General features: G+C 51.2%; 17 protein-coding genes and 2 tRNA genes. 9 read left to right on the top strand and 10 right to left on the bottom strand.

Annotated features, from left to right (window positions below):
* Window positions 1–25: 25 nt before the first annotated feature.
* Window positions 26–1,276 (bottom strand): UDP-N-acetylglucosamine 1-carboxyvinyltransferase, encoded by a 1,251-nt coding sequence (gene murA / locus DDIC_RS11030; protein ID WP_136400484.1) that lies wholly within the window; start codon window positions 1,274–1,276, stop codon window positions 26–28.
* Between the two features lie 233 nt (window positions 1,277–1,509).
* Here murA and DDIC_RS11025 point away from each other — a divergent pair.
* Both DDIC_RS11025 and DDIC_RS11020 read left to right on the top strand, forming a co-directional pair.
* Window positions 1,510–1,585: transfer RNA gene (locus DDIC_RS11025), tRNA-His, on the top strand.
* 36 nt (window positions 1,586–1,621) lie between these two features.
* Window positions 1,622–1,698: transfer RNA gene (locus DDIC_RS11020), tRNA-Pro, on the top strand.
* Between the two features lie 389 nt (window positions 1,699–2,087).
* On the opposite strand, the gene DDIC_RS11015 is transcribed toward DDIC_RS11020, so the two are convergent.
* From DDIC_RS11015 to DDIC_RS11000, 5 genes are all read right to left on the bottom strand, one after another.
* Window positions 2,088–2,432 (bottom strand): hypothetical protein, encoded by a 345-nt coding sequence (locus DDIC_RS11015; protein WP_136400483.1) that lies wholly within the window; start codon window positions 2,430–2,432, stop codon window positions 2,088–2,090.
* Window positions 2,433–2,436: 4 nt separating this feature from the next.
* On the bottom strand, window positions 2,437–2,835 hold the full coding sequence (locus tag DDIC_RS11010; protein WP_136400482.1) for a hypothetical protein: 399 nt from the start codon (window positions 2,833–2,835) through the stop codon (window positions 2,437–2,439).
* Between the two features lie 4 nt (window positions 2,836–2,839).
* The gene (locus DDIC_RS13890; RefSeq protein ID WP_211088875.1) at window positions 2,840–3,538 is read right to left on the bottom strand and encodes a hypothetical protein; all 699 of its coding nucleotides are present in this window, start codon (window positions 3,536–3,538) and stop codon (window positions 2,840–2,842) included.
* Complete coding sequence (locus DDIC_RS13885; RefSeq protein WP_211088874.1) at window positions 3,481–4,074, bottom strand: hypothetical protein; 594 nt, start codon at window positions 4,072–4,074, stop codon at window positions 3,481–3,483. The genes DDIC_RS13890 and DDIC_RS13885 overlap by 58 nt, the downstream gene beginning before the upstream one ends.
* Before the next feature lie 479 nt (window positions 4,075–4,553).
* On the bottom strand, window positions 4,554–6,377 hold the full coding sequence (locus tag DDIC_RS11000; protein ID WP_136400481.1) for a methyl-accepting chemotaxis protein: 1,824 nt from the start codon (window positions 6,375–6,377) through the stop codon (window positions 4,554–4,556).
* A 413-nt stretch (window positions 6,378–6,790) separates the two neighbouring features.
* Between DDIC_RS11000 and DDIC_RS10995 the strand changes: the two genes are divergently transcribed.
* From DDIC_RS10995 to DDIC_RS10985, 3 genes are all read left to right on the top strand, one after another.
* On the top strand, window positions 6,791–7,558 hold the full coding sequence (locus DDIC_RS10995; RefSeq protein ID WP_136400480.1) for a hypothetical protein: 768 nt from the start codon (window positions 6,791–6,793) through the stop codon (window positions 7,556–7,558).
* Window positions 7,559–7,640: 82 nt separating this feature from the next.
* Window positions 7,641–9,074: a sensor domain-containing diguanylate cyclase gene (locus tag DDIC_RS10990; protein ID WP_136400479.1), complete on the top strand. Its 1,434-nt coding sequence runs from the start codon at window positions 7,641–7,643 to the stop codon at window positions 9,072–9,074.
* A gap of 315 nt (window positions 9,075–9,389) precedes the next feature.
* Window positions 9,390–10,436 (top strand): glycosyltransferase WbsX family protein, encoded by a 1,047-nt coding sequence (locus tag DDIC_RS10985; protein ID WP_168732540.1) that lies wholly within the window; start codon window positions 9,390–9,392, stop codon window positions 10,434–10,436.
* Window positions 10,437–10,517: 81 nt separating this feature from the next.
* Here DDIC_RS10985 and DDIC_RS10980 read toward each other — a convergent pair whose 3' ends face one another.
* A complete protein-coding gene (locus DDIC_RS10980; RefSeq protein WP_136400477.1) occupies window positions 10,518–11,630 on the bottom strand; it encodes a glycosyltransferase family 2 protein in 1,113 nt (370 codons plus the stop codon).
* Between the two features lie 329 nt (window positions 11,631–11,959).
* On the opposite strand from DDIC_RS10980, the gene DDIC_RS10975 reads away from it, so the two are divergent.
* Window positions 11,960–12,847: a glycosyltransferase gene (locus DDIC_RS10975; protein WP_168732539.1), complete on the top strand. Its 888-nt coding sequence runs from the start codon at window positions 11,960–11,962 to the stop codon at window positions 12,845–12,847.
* Between the two features lie 83 nt (window positions 12,848–12,930).
* On the opposite strand, the gene DDIC_RS10970 is transcribed toward DDIC_RS10975, so the two are convergent.
* Entirely contained in the window at window positions 12,931–13,284 is a 354-nt protein-coding gene (locus DDIC_RS10970; RefSeq protein WP_136400475.1) for a DsrE family protein, read from the bottom strand.
* A 318-nt stretch (window positions 13,285–13,602) separates the two neighbouring features.
* Between DDIC_RS10970 and DDIC_RS10965 the strand changes: the two genes are divergently transcribed.
* Window positions 13,603–13,815 carry a hypothetical protein gene (locus DDIC_RS10965; RefSeq protein ID WP_136400474.1) on the top strand — a complete coding sequence of 71 codons (213 nt, stop codon included), beginning with the start codon at window positions 13,603–13,605 and terminating at the stop codon, window positions 13,813–13,815.
* Between the two features lie 233 nt (window positions 13,816–14,048).
* Here the strand turns inward: DDIC_RS10965 and DDIC_RS10960 are convergent, their stop codons facing one another.
* Complete coding sequence (locus DDIC_RS10960) at window positions 14,049–15,083, bottom strand: potassium channel family protein (RefSeq protein ID WP_168732538.1); 1,035 nt, start codon at window positions 15,081–15,083, stop codon at window positions 14,049–14,051.
* 1,055 nt (window positions 15,084–16,138) lie between these two features.
* Here DDIC_RS10960 and DDIC_RS10955 point away from each other — a divergent pair.
* Together DDIC_RS10955 and gmhB are read left to right on the top strand one after the other, a co-directional pair.
* Window positions 16,139–16,546 carry a MucR family transcriptional regulator gene (locus tag DDIC_RS10955; protein WP_136400472.1) on the top strand — a complete coding sequence of 136 codons (408 nt, stop codon included), beginning with the start codon at window positions 16,139–16,141 and terminating at the stop codon, window positions 16,544–16,546.
* A gap of 202 nt (window positions 16,547–16,748) precedes the next feature.
* The gene (gene gmhB / locus DDIC_RS10950; protein ID WP_247647464.1) at window positions 16,749–17,405 is read left to right on the top strand and encodes a D-glycero-beta-D-manno-heptose 1,7-bisphosphate 7-phosphatase; all 657 of its coding nucleotides are present in this window, start codon (window positions 16,749–16,751) and stop codon (window positions 17,403–17,405) included.
* Window positions 17,406–17,750: 345 nt separating this feature from the next.
* Here gmhB and fliM read toward each other — a convergent pair whose 3' ends face one another.
* Entirely contained in the window at window positions 17,751–18,731 is a 981-nt protein-coding gene (gene fliM / locus DDIC_RS10945) for a flagellar motor switch protein FliM (RefSeq protein WP_136400471.1), read from the bottom strand.
* Between the last annotated feature and the right edge of the window lie 178 nt (window positions 18,732–18,909).

The raw sequence follows: 18,909 nt of genomic DNA, 5'->3' as shown, positions 1-18,909 counted from the left end.
CCAAAAAAAAGGAGCGCCCCAGGCGTTATTCCTGCTCGCGGCGGATGCGCGCGCCAACAGCGTTCAGTTTATGCTCAATGCTCTCATAGCCGCGGTCAAGGTGGTAGATGCGCCGTACCTCGGTAACGCCCTTGGCCGCAAGACCGGCCAGAACCAGCGAGGCGCTGGCGCGCAGGTCAGAGGCCATGACGGGCGCGCCCGTAAGCTTCTGCACGCCGCGCACCATGGCGGTGTGGCCCGAAACCTTGATCTGCGCGCCCATGCGCATGAGTTCAAGAACATGCATAAAGCGGTTTTCAAAAATACTTTCTTCCACCACGCTGGCTCCCTCGGCCATGCACATGAGGGCCATAAGCTGGGCCTGCATGTCGGTGGGAAAACCGGGGTAAGGCTGGGTTTTTACGTCCGTGCCGCGCAGGGGGCCCGCGCAGCGCGCCAGCACGCCTTCGGGCGTACTGCTGATCTCCATGCCCATGCTGCGCAGCTTGAGGATGACGGCCTCCAGGTCTTTGAAAGGGCAGTTGCGCAGCATCAGCTCGCCGCCTGTGATGCCCGCCGCCACAAGAAACGTGCCCGCCTCGATGCGGTCAGACATGACGGCGTATTCGCCGTCGTGCAGCGAGGTGACGCCCTGTATGCGGATAACGGACGTGCCGTGTCCTTCAATGTGGGCGCCGCAGGCTCGCAAAAAGTTGGCGAGGTCGACCACTTCCGGCTCGCGGGCGGCGTTTTCAAGTATGGTTTCGCCTTCTGCCAGCGCTGCGGCCATGAGCAGGTTTTCCGTGCCGCCCACGGTGGGCATGTCAAAAGAAATATGCGCGCCTTTGAGCTGGCGGCAGCGCCCCATAATGTACCCCTCTTCAAGCTGGAAGCTCGCCCCCATCAGCTCGAGGCCTTTCAGGTGTTGATCCACCGGGCGCGCGCCGATGGCGCAACCGCCGGGCAGAGCCACGCGGGCCTGACCGATGCGGGCCAGCAACGGGCCCAGGCACAGAACAGAGGCGCGCATGGTGCGCACGAGGTCATAGGGAGCCTCGGGCAATAAATTGCCGGGCCGCACCTGCACCCGATGATCGGCGAATTCGCAGGTGCAGCCCAACATGTTCAGGAGCTTGATGGTGGTGTGTATATCGCGCAGATTGGGCACATTGGTGATGGTGACAGGCTCTGACAGCAGGATGCAGGCAAAAAGAATGGGCAGGGCCGCATTTTTTGAGCCGCTGACATCAATGCCGCCAGTGAGCGGAACGCCGCCTTCGATGACCAGTTTGTCCATGAGTGTCCCCGAAAAAAGTTTACTTCTGAAATGCCGTCTGCGTCGGATATGTCGCCTTTAGGCGCGGAAGGCTTGTAAAATGAGGGATTGCCGCGGTGCTTTGGCGGGTCTGCGCCCCAGCTCCGGACAACCGAAAAAGAGTGTAGTTGCTTTTCTAGATAAAATCCAGATGGAGGTTTTTAGAAAAAACGCTTGCCAAAGGAAAATATCCTGCGTATATGAAATTTCCCGTGGCGGAAGTAGCTCAGTTGGTAGAGCACCTGGTTGTGGCCCAGGTGGCCGTGGGTTCAAGTCCCATCTTTCGCCCCACAATTTTCCCGCGCCGCAACGGCGCGGGTTTTTTTTCGGAGCGTGGCGCAGCCTGGTAGCGCACCTGCTTTGGGAGCAGGAAGTCGAAGGTTCGAATCCTTTCGCTCCGACCAAATAACCGAAAGGGATAGTTAGGTGAAAACCCGGCTATCCCTTTTCTGCGTTGAATGGGGTCGCCAAATGTGGCGTGTGGCAGAATTTCTGGGAAAATTCATGTAACAATTCAATATATAATGAAAATTATTGCGCCACATGGCCACAAGTTAAAGAGTTGCATCAGCGATACAAATACTTGCGGACATGGGATCGTTTGGCGCGTGGGTTGGTGTGGGAATGGCAGAACTCCCATCAATCGTGGCGGTAGGGACGTGAGCATCAAAATGAAGCGACCGCCAGAGCAAGTCGAAACTAGCTCAACTTAAGGGCACTTGCTAAGCTCTTTGCTAATTCCTGCTTAGAAGTGCGTTTTTTTTCTGGTCTCGCAATATAAGTACGCCATGAATCAATTCTTCATCCAATCCCAATCAATTCCATTAAACTTCCAGTGTTTATTATGGAAACTTTTTAATGCCCCATTGTATTGAGCCAAAATTAACAAAGCATCACTAAACTGGGGCAACTCGTCATCATCAAGCAAGTCCAAATATTTTGCTTCAGGATATCCGTCGAAAATAAGCTTTATATCTGTCAAAATCCTATTTAAGTGGATGATTTTAGTTTTACTAAGAGTCCCATCCGGTTTTTTCTTGGCCATGCCTTGTAGTTCGGAAAAAACAGAATCAAATATATCCTTGACGGATTCGTATAAAGCCGTTCTTTGTGTAAACTGAGTGTTTGTCTTATTCATGACACTACCTGAATGATGTTGGGGGATCGGTTTGTATGATCAAATAATCTTCATCGTTATCGGCATCATCTATTTTGTAGATCCATATATTTTCATCTTCATCATCAAGCTCTATATTTCTAGATCTGAAAATCTCAAGAGCCTGAATGTATTGATTAAGCACTAGGGAGATGTCGCTAATATTAGGCATGCTGTCTTCATCAAAAAGGGTGAAACCAGCAATGGGAAGATTTTCTTGCCCGATCAAATTATCAATAGTTCCCAGAAGGCTATTAACAACATTTAATTTAAACTTCGTTACAGTGTCATGCGGTTTTTTTAGCGCATATGGGTGAAGCTCAGTATATAGAGCTTGAAGTTGCTTCCTAGATTTTTCGCATATAATGATATCATTTTTTTTCATGGTATTAACATGGGCAACAACGTTGAAATTCAACGTATTTTTTGACAAGAACGTCTATTGGTTCGCGCTGTTTAGTTTCAAAGACATCCACCATTTGTTCAATATCGCTATCAGAAAGGACTATAATGCATTTTCTTTGTCCAGACCATAGGTCAATAATGCGCTGTCGAATTGCCTTTTTCGGCTCATGCCGCGTAACAAGAATTCCAAAACGCCCAAGCCCTTCGGTCATATAACGGTTGAGTTGATCGACATGTTCACGAGACAGCTCATGAACATTTTTTAGTTCCATAACGATTTGCTGTGAGTGATATTCTTCGCTGATTTGCTTGAGAAAATGGTGAGTTGCGGTGTTGTAAAAAATTAAATCACGGATGCTTGTCCCGCTATCAGTTCGACTTTGCGCTGCTGCAAAGTCCAAATAGGGATAAAGCAACGATGGGAATAAAGACTCAATAGCCTTTTCATATTTTTGATGTGAAAGATTTTGTGTTCCGCTTGGCAGATTGAGAAGCTGCTTTAATCGTCGTTTTGCCGAAAGTACTGGAATCGCAGAAAAGAGAGGATCGTTTTTGCAGTCTTCTGCTGTACGTTCTTTTAAAGTAATATACTCTTGGATAACATCGTAATTGTTCCGATTGAAATTTAAGACAGCCCCTCTTGACAGTTCCTGCGGCGGCTGGACGCCGCATCTTGCGGACAACTTTTAGCATAATACTCATCAAAATTAATCCAAGGAACAAAGCGCAAATAACGTTTTGGGACTAAAATTATTGGCTCCTTGTGCACTGGATTAATCGGTAATGCTACTTGTTCTGAAATAGGTTTATGGTTTTGCATATGAAAAATATTATCGACATGTGTATTTTCAACAGGAATACCCAGCTCTAAACATTGATCAATGGTGTAGTCAATAAGATATGATTTAATGAATGAACATGCTATGTCACTAATTCTGTCTTTCGAAATACCATTTATAAGTAGCTGAATCTCTTCTAAGTGCCGAAAACCATGTATTCCTGCACGCTCTGCAATCTGAAATGTTCCAAGAATCATTTCAGCAAGCTTTACGGACATCCGTCTACCTTTACCGCTGAGGGAAGTCCCCATTTTTACTTCATGGCACTCAGAAGCAATAATAAGACTATTTATGGCATCGTTCTTTTGACCTGACAAGAATTTAGCACCGAGGTCATTAAAAAAAGTCATTAGCGAGGCATGGAGAGCATTGTCTTGCATAGACGGAGACTTCCAGAGCAAAAAAGGATCCAAATAGAGCGGGATATCCTCATTAAAGAAAGGGATAGCAAAGTCTATTTGTTCCTGTGCACACTGGATGCCGTAAAAATCTGTTAGTCTAGGATTTATTAGCATTGAAATAGACTAACGAATTCTTTCGTCCACGACAAGTTTGCTTTTTAGGTTTGTATTTAGGCGTTTCTTAAAATTGAGTTTGCTTGTCAAGCTCGTGCCGCCATCCTAATGAATAAAGAAAAGAGTTCGATTTTGGCCAGCACCTTAAATGGAATATTTCTGCCACGATATCTTCATAAGGCGTTCATTCGAAAGGCCGCTCAGAAATGGGCGGTCTTTTTATTTATAGGCTGCCCATATTGCCCCTCCCCCCGAAGAGTATGCCATTGAAACGTTAATATTCCTTACATAGGAGCGCTAATGTTTCAATGGCAGACTCTTCGGGGGATGTTAGGCCAACATCATTATATCTCGTTAAACTGCGCAGTAATATGTTTGGCTCCATCTTGCAACTTGACAATGAGAGACGTAAGTATTTGGCTTTGCTGTGAAAGATCTATTAGCGCCGTGGATATCTCTTGCAGCGCAGCCGACGTTTCAGAAGAGTCTTGATCAGCCATGGAAATGGACTTTGTGATGTCTGCCGACGCCCGCGTCTGTTCATCCACCGAACGGGCGATTGCCTGAATCTGTTCAGCCATTTCATTGACATGCAAGGTGATCTGGCTGATTGCCTCTCCTGTACCCTCGGCCATGCTGTTGACCTTTGAAATGGCATCAACAGCCATATCTACGCTGTCGACATTATTTTTTGTGCCTTGCTGTACAGATTGGATGGCGTTTCCAACCTCTGTAACCGCCAGCATGGTTTTTTCGGCCAGTTTGCGCACCTCGTCGGCAACAACGGCAAAGCCTCGTCCAGCATCGCCAGCTCTGGCGGCTTCGATAGCGGCATTAAGCGCCAACAGGTTTGTCTGGTCGGCAATATCGTTGATGACATTCATAATTTTTCCAATATCTTCAGCCTGGTGCCCCAATTCGCTCATGCCGGATTTAAGCGCATCAGCCATGGTTTGCACTGATTTGATGGCATCCACCATGACATTAACTTCTTTGAGCTCCTTGTTGGCGTTTACCTTGATAATCTCAGAAGAGGCGGAGGCCTGGGCCGCGTTATCTGAAACCGCAGAAATAGAGGAGTTCATTTCTTCCATGGCTGCGGCCACAGCGTTCATGCTGCTGGCCTGGCTTGCCGCAAAATTACTGGACTGCTCAACCTGTGCCGATATTTCCTGCGACGCCGAGGTAACTGAACTGATCACACCTTCAAGCATGTTTGCCGCTTCGGTCATTCCCTGCGCCCGTGATTTAAGCGCATCGTCACGAGCTTCCGCAGCTTCGTCGGCGTGTTGCTGCGCCCGAGCCTCTGCTGCCTTGGCCTCTGCTGTTTTTTGTTCCGAGAAAGAGATTTTTTCTTTAAGCCGCACGACCATGGCGGTCAAAGCCTGTTCAAGCGCCTGCAACTCGGCCTTGAATGTGCCGCGGGGCTGTGTGTTGAGCTCGCCTTCTGAAACCTGTCGTGCGAATTGTTGCAGCCGTACCAGCGGGGCGACCAGACTGTTGCGCATAATAAGCCAGACAGCGCAAATAATAAAAACTAGAATGGCAGCGGTTGCTATGCCAACGGAAACTGCTGCCGCTTTAGTTTTGGCAACTGCTTCATCCAGTGAATAAATAATTTCGAAAGCACCGTGTATTTCCCCGGCTTTCCAGCCTTCCTTTGTTCCACCAATGGGGTCAGTGGTTCCCTTGGGGTCGCCGTGGCAAAACATGCATTCAGCAGTAAGAACTATGGGTTTAAAATAGTGTATTGCATCCTTTTGGCGGACAATAAGCTCTGGCAAACCCTTGGACGCTATCTGTTCCAGAGCTGTTCTTTCCAAAGCATTGGGTTCATTTGCTGGATTGCGTGGCGAAAACTTGGGCACACGGAATTTATATCCAAGTTTTTCCGCATTTTGCCGTGCCATTTTTATGGCGGTGATGATGGGTACAGCATCAATAAGTTTGTCGCGAGGTATTTCCCCAAAGGGCCTGATCACTCCGTCAAACTTCATGGCCATTTCGTTGCGGGCTGACTCAGCCATGCTGACAATCCCTTTTGCGGAATGGATGACTGCTTGCTCCTCAGACGTCCAGATGTTTTGCACCGCATTGAAAAAAATGGTGATTGCCAGCAGCGTGGGGCCGATAATGGAGAGGAGCAGAACTTTGAACTTGATGCTCATGCAAATACCTCACCGGTTTCAAGGTATGGGTCGCAAACGTCAAGGGCTTTGTATCATGGGTGATAATGTAATGCCTGTTTTTTTTGCTTCGAGTTTCTGGATAGTTAAGTCGAACCAAAAAGTAAAAAGATTAAAAAATAATTAAAGTTGATATAATCGTGAATATATTTGAATTTACAATAGCATATTATCTATTCATTATTCAACGGTTGTTTTGGCGCCAGCTTTAGGTGCAGGGGAAAATCCTATCCCATTCGCAGCCCTCTGCACCGTAGCCGTTCCTGCTAACTCCCGGAGTATTGGGGGCGGTGGCAGCGATGAGGAAGTAGCCCACAACGCAGGCAGGTAAGCTTATTTTAAAAATGGCCGATAGGCTGATTAGATGCGGATTCATCTACGGGGAGGGGTGTTGGATGGACTTCTACGATCAGCTCATGGCCTATTCCTTTTTAAAAAGCGGCAGCCTGAACCTGCTGCTGGACAACCTGCCGCAGCCTGCGCCCGTCGCCCGCTACAAGTCAGGCAGCGAGATGATGGCCGAGGCATTGACGGGCCGCATACGAAGCGATTCGTCCATGCTGCAGCAGGGCTCAAAAAACGCCACCGAAGCGGCAAATATCGCAACCCTTATTGCCAATTCCGCCTCCTCGATACGCGACAATCTGACCAGCATGCTGACCCTCGCCCAGGAGGTAAAGGCGGACCCGACCCAGGGCAGCGTCAACAGCGCAGAATTCAAATCGCTTGCTCAAGAGATATCCGCAACCATATCCACCGCAAAATACAACAACATTTCGCTTGTGGACAAAAGTGGCTGGGCCAACGACAGCCGCCTTACAGTCAGCAGTGATGGCAATTCATCAACGTTAAATATACAGCTCGGATACTATGGTTCAAAGTTTACGTTGAATGACATGTCGTATCTCAGCTATTTAAACAGCGTTGATCTGAGCAGTTCATCGCTTGATCTTGACGCTCTTATCAGCAGTCTTTCCACAAATATAACTTCAGCAAATATCATCTACAGCGGCAATAATTCACTGGCAACGTCATATACAGACGAAGCAAAATATATGGTGGAGCAGGCAAATATACTGAAGAAGGCCGCTGATGACGCCATGCCAAGTGAAGAAGACCCCCTGCTGCGCGATATAGGCAGCATCATTTCAACAACATCCTGACTGCTGATCCCCGGCCAGGCGCTGCTTTGCTGTGCAGCACAATACGGCTTAGCCCCCCCAAAAAAGCGCCGGAGGAAATGGTATGGACAAAAAAACTCCTCACGATCTTTTGACCGAATGGCAGCAAATTGTTGACCTGATAGCGTTTGTTGCAAAAGTTCCCGTGGGGCTGATTATGGAGCTTCGCGGAGACGACCTCTCCGTGCTGGTTTCCAGCGCTACGCAAGGAAACCCGTACTGTCCCGGCGAGGAGCACAATTTGTTGGGGTCAGGTCTTTACTGCGAAGAGGTGATTACGTCGCGGCAGATGCTGCTTGTGCCCAACGCCCTGAAGTCCGAGCGCTGGAACTCGAACCCAGATCTGGAGTCAGGCATGCTGGCCTACCTTGGGTTTCCCCTCCGGCGGGCTGACGGTGAAATTTTTGGCACCATATGTCTGCTTGACTCCCGCGAAAATACGTTTTCGCAAGAGACCATAACTCTCGTTGAAAAAATGCGGATGCTGATTGAAGGCAACCTGAAGATACACGAGCTGTTGAGCCAGAATGCCAGAAGAGCCGCAGAGATAGACAAAAAGAACACAGAGCTGTGCGAGCTCAATGTTATTTTGGCTGAAAGCGAAAAGAAATTAAGGTTTATTACGGAAAATACCGCAGACGCCATTTGGGTCTACAACGTGGATAAAAAAGTATTTGTCTACGCCAACCCCGGCTCGTGCATGCACAACATAAATATTGACAACGGGCTGCAGGGGTTGACCCTGCAGGATGTGGTCACGCCTGAATTTCTGGATGCATTGTCGGCGCGCATCCACAATTCCGCCGCGCGGTTGCGGCAAAACCCCGACATGACGATTGTGGCGCAACACGAGGCGCAGTTCATAGATCCCGATGGCCGGGGCTTTTGGGTTGAATACAATGCCAGGTACCTGCTCAATTCCCAAGGACATGTGGAGATTGTGGGCGTCAGCCGCAATATTGACGAGCGCAAGCGCAGGGAGCAGGACATATACTTTCTCAGCACGCACGATCACCTGACGCGGGCTTTTAACCGGTCGTATCTGTTTGCCCATGGCGCGAAGATAATTGAACAGACGGACCTGTCGCGCGAGCCGGTGGCCATGCTTTTTTTTGACCTGGATTTTTTCAAGCTGGTCAACGACAGGCATGGGCACGCCGTGGGCGACGAGGTGCTGAAAAGAACGGCCAGTGCCGTTGAGCAATGCCTGAAAACGGGGGATGTGCTCGCCAGATACGGCGGGGAGGAGTTTGTCGTGCTGCTGCCCGGCGTAAACCTTTCTGCGGCATGCGTCATGGCAAAAAAAATCAGCATGGCCGTCAAGAGCGAGCCCATGCCCAACCTGCTGATAATGACGCTCAGCATCGGCGTTACCGAAAAACTGCCGCAAGAGTCGCTCGGCGACTGGATCAGCAGAACGGACAAAACAATGTACGCGGCCAAAAAGGCCGGAAGGGACTGTTTTGTGGCAGACAGTGCCGTTGGCAGCGATGCCTAGTGCCTTTGCAGCCGCCGTGCTGCGTGGTTTTTCTGCGTTGTACGCGTCGCGCTGTTGCTCAGGCCTGTTGTTGCGTTGGGTTCATGACGCAATGCCTGTTTGTTGCAATGCATGCTTAGCCGTGCTGCGGCAACGCCGCATCATGGAAAAAATGGAATGCTCAATGCCGCTGCAAGAGTAGTGACTTTTGGGCTACTTCGTGTTTTGCTGAATTGCACAGCTGTTTCACAATCGTTTGAGTGCTGCGCCTCTGGTTCATTTTTGCGGGCAAACCTGATGGTTTTTGATACTCCCAATGGACGGCAACGGCTAACTATGATGAAAGCTATCGCGTTCTATCTGCCGCAGTTTCACGTCATTCCCGAAAATGACATTTATGGCAAAAATTTTACTGAGTGGTGCAACGTCCGCAAGGCCGTTCCATTGTACAATGGGCATTTACAGCCCCATGTTCCTCACGAAATACTCGGCTACTACGATCTTACAGATGAAAAGATTTTGACAAAACAGCACCATATTGCCTGGGACAACAATGTACCGGCTTTCTGTTACTATTACTATAACATGGCTGGCCGCACACTTCTGGATGCGCCGCTGCATCTCATCAACAAAAGCCGTCTGATACGCAACGAATTTTGCCTTTGCTGGGCGCACGACAGCTGGTACGACAACACCCGGCCCACACGGCGGGAGCCTTTTATCGCGCAGCAGTACTCGCGGGAAAAGGCAAAACAACTCGTCACGGATCTCGTGCAGTATTTTGACAATCCGCGCTATATCAGAATAGACGGCAAACCCCTGCTGCTTGTTTTTGCGCCCGAGCGCAACCCCATGATGCAGCTCTACAGCGAGGTATGGCGCGAAGAAGCCTGGGCCATGAGGCGCACAGAGCTTTGCCTGGCTGGTGTGGAGTGCTACGTGGGGCAGCCCCCCGCCAATCTGGGTTTTGACGTCATGGTGGAGTTTGCGCCCAACCTGAGCGAAAAAAACATGCTTTCACCCGCCGGGGAAAATCCCCGGCGGTTCGACTATGCGGGCACGGTGCGCGACATGCTGCTGAAGCAGACGCCCGACTACACCCGGCTGCGTTGCGCATTCCCCGGTTGGGACAACACCCCCCGTCGGGGCAGTCACGGATTGTCCTTTGTGGGCGAGTCGGTAGAGGTTTTCACCTCCATGCTCCGCGCCATGGCGGCGCATACCCAGGAACACCTGCCGGACAGCATGCAGTATGTTTTTATCAACGCCTGGAATGAATGGGGCGAGGGTTGCCATCTGGAGCCGGATAAGCGGCATGGCTTTGCGTATCTGCATGCGGTGCGCGACGTAATGGAGGCGTTCAACGCTCCGGCCGCAGGCTAGGCAAGAGGCATTGCCAGCAGGTGCTCGCCGTTGGGGGGGGCGTCGGTCGCCGCACATGCCTGCGGGCGCTTGCTGGGTGCGCTACCACGACAGGTAATGAAAATCGGCCGCCCGCTGCGCTTCGCTGGCATTGTTCTCGGGTATGGTCACCGTATCCAGCGTTTCGAGTACGGCGTCTCCCAGGCAGTCGACCATAAACCGCACCAGATCAACGATGGCGGCTGGCCGCGCAGCACCGTCGCTGGCGGGGATGTCGCAGTCTTCACGCAGCGCCGCCGCCACGTTCGCGTAGCGGCAAAACGTCTGATCAATGGCGGCGGCAAACTCTTGCGTGAGGGGCGCACTGGCGTACACGTCCAGCACACATGCCAGCGCCCGCAGTATCCTTGCCAACCGCACATAAACCAGCATGGCGCAATCGTATCTGGCCGCTATGGCGAGGGCGTCTGCGAGCTCCCGCTGAATGTGCGCCAGCACTGCCGAGGGCTCCAGCCGGGTGATAATGGCCCTATAGCTCTCCTGCAGATATGCGGATTCACGCCGCACAAAGGTCTTGCGGCAAAAACGCCGCAGTTCTGTTGCCGGAAAAGCTTCGTTGATGACAATCTTCAGCCCCGCCGCCGTAATTTTGCGCGAGAGAAACCAGTCTTCGTGCGTTCTGTCCGGGTAATCATCAAAGCCGCCCAGGTCGACAAAGCACTGCCGCCGCATGAGCCAAAGCCCCCCCGGCGCAAACTGGGCCGGATTTTGGCGGGGGCTGTGCAGCGAATCGTAGTGCATGCCCCGCGACAGGGGGTCGCCGTAATTCCTGCTTACAATGCGCGCGCCCACCAGCCCCACCGCAGGGTCTTTCAGTGTTTCAAGGGCCGTCAGCACCCACTGTCGGCTGAATTCCATATCGCAATCGACAGAGAGGATATATTCGCGCGCGGCCATCTGCAGGGCCGACCATTTGGCTAGGGCTGGCCCTCTGTTTTCGGTATGCGTCACAAGCTTTACACCTTGCAGCCGCATCTCGGCATCAAGAGCAAAGGGGGGCTCGGAGCAGTCGTCGACCACGATAATTTCAGATACAAAGGGACGCAGCTTCAGGGCATTGCGGATTTGCCCAAGGGCAAACTGGTGGTCGTTGTAGGTATAGGTCGCCAGCGTTATCATGCGCGAAACCCCAAATAAAAAGATCAAAATGCCCATATGCCGGTCTGGTCTACTGGTCTGGGCTGCCGAACCGACCTGCCGCCTTCGCCAAGCGCTTCGGCCCTGCGCCTGACCCGCAGGCAGGCAACCGCGTTGCGTGGTGGTGCACTGTTCTTGTGCTCCTATGTCAGGACCACCAACTTTTCAATGCCACATTGCGAGTGGGCGGTCCATTGCGGCGGGGTAAGCCTTACTGTAGCATGCAGCCTGCCAGCATGGTGTTTGCCAGGGCGCAGATTGCCCGCATGCGGCGAGGCCTGCGGGCATCGCGGCAGCGCCGGTATGCCGGTTGGCGTTTTGTTCGGACATGTTTTTGGAGGCTCCAGATGGCAGAATGCATAGCCAATGTGACGGTTACGTCGTTCAACAGGCTTCAATCCACTGTTGCTTGCATCAATGCGCTCAAAAAAACGCGCTGCCCCGGCTGGCATCTGACTGTCGTCGACAACAACAGCGTGGACGGATCCGTTGCGTATCTGCAAGAGCTTTACAACGGCGGGGTCATTGACTCCCTGCTGTTGTGCAAACGCAATGTGGGCGTTGCCGTTGCGGCAAACCTTGGTTGGGCTGCCGTGCCCGCCCTGTATTATGTAAAGCTGGACAACGACGTTGAAGTGCTGCGCGACGACTGGCTGACAACGCTCATAGAAACAGCGCAGTCGCATCCTGATGCCGGTTGCGTGGGGTATTATATTGAAGATTCCTGGCCCGGCCTGAAGGCGGATGATGGCTGCTTTGCCGTGGAGTACAGCGTTGGCTCGTGCGTGCTCATACCGCAGGCAACGCATGCCCGGCTTGGGTTTTGGAACGAGGACTACGGCCTCTACGGCATTGAAGATTCAGACTTCAGCTCCAGGCTCAAGGCCGCAGGGCTAAAAAATCTGTATATGGCCCGCAGCGAGCAGTACATACGGCACAGCCACGCGCTCTACAGGGAAAATGCGCACCTTGATGATGAAATACGCAAAACAAACGGTCTTTCCGCTGAATACCGAGGCATGTTTTACTTTCACAACGCGCTTTATTTTTCAGGGCTTCGCCCGGTACGCGTTGAGCGCAAGTTCAGGGAGCGTCGGCTCGAGGACGGAAGATACGATTTTTATCCCGACCCGGCCTATCTCAGGGCGGAACAGCGTTACGCCGCTGAACGCAAGGATTTTATACAGCACTACATGCGTGCCGAGCAGGAGTCTGACCAGACGCAGGATGTCTAGGGCGCTGGTTTCAGCGCCAGCAATGGAAAGGCATAAAAAGGCCGTCCTTTGTTGGGCGGCCTTTTGCGTGGGCAGGGGCACACCTAAAAAGAAAAAACCTGTGCGTCTTCGGCCAGTTCAATCAGGGCGACCCCGGTGCTGATGGCAAATCCTGTCGGCAGGTCGTCCTCGCCGATCATGCGGGTTGCGGCGCAGGGCTTGCACACAAGAATTTTGCCTTTATTCTGAACCACTTTCATGTAGGGCAACAGCTCATCGCCCGTAGGGCATTTTACCCTTTCGGCCATGCCCAGGTTGGCAAGGTACACCGCATCGTCAACAAGAAACACAGTGGTGTCGTGCCCCTTTTCCGCAGCAATTTTGGCAAACTGAAAACACCGCACCGCGCGAGTAGGATCCTCTGGGCCACGAGAGAGCACAAAAAGAAACTTCTTCATTGCAAGCCTCCAGATAGATTGAAATATGTTGCAAGTTGGGAAATACGCTTGCTGCGCTGGAAAAACAACTGAATACTGTTTGACATATAGTGCCCGCAGCAACATCCACAACACGCTTAAAACCATATGTGATCTGTTTGGTGCATTTTTTACTGACAGATAAATGGTTGCACTGAAGAATATCAATGAAATTTGTTAATAATTATTGCAAGTTTATAGAAATATCATAGCAATATGACCATAGTTGTGCATCAATATGTATTGCTGTGAAGTTTTAACTAATGTATAGTTTATTGCATACAAAACAAGGAGGGGATTATGCCTTGCGAAAACATTGCCAAATGTATTTTTTTCAATGATAAAATGGCCAATAAACCGGGTACGGCAACTCTTCTTAAAAAAACATATTGCGAAGCCGATTTTAAAAATTGTGCACGCTATATGGTTTGTGAAAAAATGGGGAGAGAGGCTGTGCCTTCAGATATGTTCCCTAATCAGTCGGATCGGGCAAAGCAAATAATTGGCGCGTGAATCTTGCTGGAATTTGCTGCCATGTTATTGAACTATCGCAGTAGTTGGTGGCGCAGTTATCGTGTAAAACAAATCAGTCAGTCATCTCTGTAGCGGCGCAAGATAACCTCTGTTTGCATTCCTGCTGGCATCCTGACTGTGAGCCTGTCATTAAAAAGGCCGTCCTTTGTTGGACGGCCTTTTGCGTGGGCAGGGTTGGGGGCAAATATTGGCAAGTTGCCCTGGGCGGGCGGCTACATCATGTCGTTGAGCCCTTGCAGGTGAATCTTTGAGCCTGCTACCAGCAATATATCACCCGCCCGCATGACAGTATCCGCGCGCGTTTTTTGCAAAATGGGATTTTTCGGGCTTTTGATGGCGAGTATGATCACGTCGTGCGTCTTGGTCAGGGCCGCCTCCGCCAGACTTTTGTCCACAAGGGGGGAGGTGTCGGACACCACAAATTCGTCAAGCTGCACCTCATCGTTGGCGTCGCTGCTGCGATGCATAAACGATTCGACCAGCGGGCGCTGGATGGCCTGGGCAATGGACTGCCCGCCGATCATGTGCGGCAGTATGACCCGGTTGGCTCCGGCTGTTTTTAGCTTGCTGATGTGGCGGTTGTCGCTGGCGCGCGATACGATATACAGGTCGGGGTTCATGGAGCGCGCCGAAAGCACGACATATACGTTGGCCGGGTCGTTGGACATGGAAGCCACAAGCGCCTTGGCCCTGTTTAGCCCTACACGCTGCATGACGTTGTCGGATGTGGCGTCGCCCAGAACAAGAAAGTAACCGGCGTTTTCAATTTCTTCCGCCTTTTTATCGTCCGTCTCAACCACTACCACATCCACGCCGTCCGCGGCCAGCTCCGCCGCCACCACGCGGCCCACCAGCCCAAACCCGCACAACACGCAATGGCCCGAAAGAGCCGCTATTGCCTTGTCCACTCTGCGCCTCCGCATCATTTGAAAAACGCGACCCTCAGAAGCCAGTTGCACAAAATAACCAATGAGAAGGGCAAAGTACATGACGCCCGAAATAATAATGCAGGTAGTGAGCCACTTTCCAGAATCGGTAAGCGGGTGCACCTCGCCAAACCCGATGGTGGAAAGGGTGATAAGAACCATGTAAAAACCGTCAAAAAAAGACCATCCTTCTATATACTTATATCCAAGACTGCCCAGTATGAATATGATAAAAAGCACAGCGCCATTGAACAGTATGGGCCAGAATATGCCCAGTCTTTGTCGAATGCGCAGCATGCGGATGTAGAATTTTTTTTTCACGCTTCGGTCCATTGTCTTATCGCCTCAGTAGCGCACTGATGTGTATAATCCCAGTTACGCGCAGCATAACGGAGCGCCGCGTTGTATTTGCCGCACGTGCTATGTGATTTACGAGTGAATCGGCAAGAATTCAACAGAATATGCTGCTCGGCATTAATAATTTAAATTTTTTGATACAAAAGTGAACTGGGTGAAGGCTGCGCGGTAAACCTCGCAATATGAATGCGGGTATGTACTCGTTCTAAAATTATTATTATAATTATCTTGCATGATTTATAATCTGCAATTATATATGGCTTGTCTAAAAAATAATTATTCTCATAATTGTTATCGTTCAAAAAATAATCAATTAACATAGATAGTATTTTATGATTGACTAAAAAAAGTTGTACTTGAATTGATTATTTTCGCAATAAAAAATACTTGAATAGTCAAAAGTTACAATGCTGAATGTGGGATAATGTTTAGTAAAATTATTTAGTTTTGCGGCAAAGATAGCGTTTTGGTAGTATTTTCGCATGATGATGTTAGAATTGCGCGTGATAATAGTTGAGATCTGTGTATGTTAATTGGTTCATTTATATTGTTTACTATTCATTTATGATAATTATTTTATTAAAATTTTTGTAATTGTATTGCAACTATACTTTGTAACTAATTGGTTGATCAGTCTTTATTGCTTAAAATTTAAGCATCAATATTGTGTATAATTACATTTATGTATTTTTATAATTTTTGTTCATACCTGTGATTATCATGAAATGTTGCATGGCAGTTTCTTTTTTTATAGTACGATGTGAATTTGAACATTATTTTCAGTTCAACGGTAAAACGACATGTGAGTTGCTGTTTAGCAGGCTAAAAGGCCAGAGATATGAATTGGGTATTTTTTTAATCACCGTTTATGCGGTTCCCTATTCGTTGCGTCTTGCCCTATTTAATTTTGACGGCTATTGCCGTTAATTGGGTTGACACAAATTGCATTATCGAAATAGTGTTTGTGCTGAAACTTTGTAGTTCAAAAGTTTGTTAACTTAATATATCGCGGAGACAAGATGGACGATTTTTTAAAGGGTGCTTTGGAAATTGCCAAGGCTCAGGCTGGCGTAAGGGTCATGAGTGCTGAGGAAATCACGGCGTATGTTCAAAAGGTTGCCGTCAGCATACACTCTGTCGCTGCTGGCGACGAGGTGTGCGAACCTGACTTTGACGGAGTAGTGCTTGAGGCCAGAAAGTCGATCAAAGAAAAGAGCGTTACCTGCCTTGAATGTGGCAAGAGCTTCAAAATTTTGACGAAACGTCATTTGTCGACCCATGGGCTCACCACGGAAGAATATCTTGAAAAGTGGGGCTTCAAAAAGGGAGCGCCTTTGGCCTGTAAGGCCCTGCAGCGCGAGCGCCGCAAGAAGATGAACGAGATGAGGCTGTGGGAACGCAGAATGACAGCCCCCAAAGTCAGCTAGCCCTCGCCGGGTTCAGCAGCATTATTTATGCCCAACCATTGAGAGGCTGGGAACGAAGCGGCCCAATTGGGGGCCGCTTCGTTTTTTTACGGCATGGGATTGGTTGCTCATCCGGGATTTTTTGCAATTTTTTGCAGTTTGGCGCAAAATCGCCACGGTACATCCCCAACCGATACCCGCAACCCTCAAGGCTAGGTATTTCATGAGCATGACCGAGGCGCCGCGTCGCGCCATCTTTCTGGACAGAGACGGCACGTTGAACAATGACACGGGCTACGTGCACCGCAAGGAGGATTGGCATTGGCTGCCCGGCGTGGTGGAAACGCTCCGGCGGTTCCATGCCGTAGGTTACCTTCTGGTGGTGGTGAGCAACCAGTCAGGCATCGCGCGCGGCATGTTTGGCGAGGACGATCTGCACGCGCTTGAAGCCTGGATCAATGAAGACCTCGCCGCCAGCAACGCCGTTATCGACGCCTGGTACTATTGCCCCCACCTGCCGGAGGTCACCGGCCCCTGTGATTGCCGCAAGCCGGAGCCAGGACTTCTCTTGCGGGCTGCGGCAGACCTGAATATCGATCTTGCGCGTTCATGGATGATCGGCGACCGCGTGCGCGACATGCAGGCGGGGCTCGCCGCCGGCTGCAGCTGCGTGCTGCTGCGCCCCCCCGTTGGCGCGTACGAGAACAATGTTCCCGTGCCCGACGGCGTCAAAGTCGTACCGCATCTGGCAGCCGCCGGGGTGCACATACTTGCGCCCGAGATGCGGGCCCATCGGCTTGCCTTGCTGCCCACCGGCGGCTGCGGCGGGCGCTGCCCCGGCAAGGGAGACGACGGCGGTCAGGGCCAGCAGCCAGCGTGACGGCCACTGGGACGGCCAGAGTGTCAGGCTGGGGTTGATGGCTGACAAAGGGGCTGGTCGTATGGCGACCCCATCGCGCCAGCAAAAATTTTATGCTGCAGGGCTGCGGGCGGTTGGGAGCGGGGAAACTTGGGCGCGGGAAGCCTTGGGCTGCGCGCGGCTGCCCCGACCACCCGTGCGTCGGCAATGCAAAAACCCGGGCCTGACGGATGTTGCGCAGGGCGCATCCGACTGGCTCGGGCCTTTATCTTTGCAAAACTGCAACACCAACATTTCCGGGCGTAAAACCCCGCGTCTGACGGGGCGCATAACGGGGCGGCCAGCATGTCAGGCCGGGTGCCCGCATCAGGTGTACTGCGGTTCGTTTTCCTTGATGATCTGAAAGGCCTTCATGGCCTTGATGGTGCCCGGTAGCCCCTGATACTTGGTAACGCCCGCCACCGTGCAGTTGAGCATGTCTTCCTGGTCTGTATCAAGCACAATGATGTCGCCTACCTGCATGCGCAGCAGCTGATTGCCCGTGATGGTGGTGCGGCCAAACTGCACCTTCATTTCCACCGGCGTTTCGAGCAGGCGCTCTTTAAGGCGGGCAACCCAGGCATGGTCAACTTCGAGGCGCTCGGTCTGGAAGCTGGCGTGCAGCTTGGAGCGGATGGGTTCAATGGTTGCGTAGGGCAGGCAGATGATCAGCGAGCCCAGCGCGGTATCAAGCTCCACCTCAAAGGTAATGACCACCACCACGTCGCTGGGGGGCACAATGGCCGCAAACTGCGGGTTGATTTCGCTGCGCACCAGTTCAAGCTTTACGTCGTGCACTGGTCGCCAGGATTCTTCCATGTTGTCCAGGGCGATCTTGACGATTTTGTCCACCACGGCCTGCTCGATGCGCGTAAATTCGCGGCCCTCGACCTTGGGTTGCGAGCCTGCGCCGCCAAAGACGTTTTCGACCAGCGCAAAAACCAGACGCGAATCGACAACCATGATGGCGTTGCCGCGCAGGGGGTCCATCTTGAAGATGTTGATGGATGTGGGCACCGGCAGCGAGCGCATAAACTCGCCAAATTTGGTCATGTCAATGGATATGGGGTTCAGTTCCACACGCTTGCGCACGGAGTTTGAAAGCGCGTTGGTGCAAAGCCGCGAAAAACGGTCGTTGACGATTTCGAGCACGGGCATACGCCCGCGGATGATGCGATCCTGATTTGCAAGGTCAAAGGAGACAATGCCGGATTCATCTTCCTGCGTCTCGGTTTCGCTTTCGATTTCTCCGCCGGAGAGCCCGCGCAGCAGGGCATCAACTTCGTCTTGCGCCAGAACTTTATTCATGCCAGCCTCGGAACAGTCGTGAAAAAGTATGTTGCGGACGAAAATTGCCGCGCACGACCATGCAGTGGAATATGCAAGATAAAGGCCATTTTGACAAGCGCGTTGCCTGTCGGCGCAGGCTGCCCGCACGGCCCGCAGCAGCGGCGCGCTTGCCTTTAGCGGGGGCTTCAGGCAGGGT

The organism is Desulfovibrio desulfuricans, assembly GCF_004801255.1.
Classification (GTDB): domain Bacteria; phylum Desulfobacterota; class Desulfovibrionia; order Desulfovibrionales; family Desulfovibrionaceae; genus Desulfovibrio; species Desulfovibrio desulfuricans_C.
Note: the sequence above shows the minus strand (reverse complement) of the source record. Positions and strands in the feature narration are given on the sequence as shown.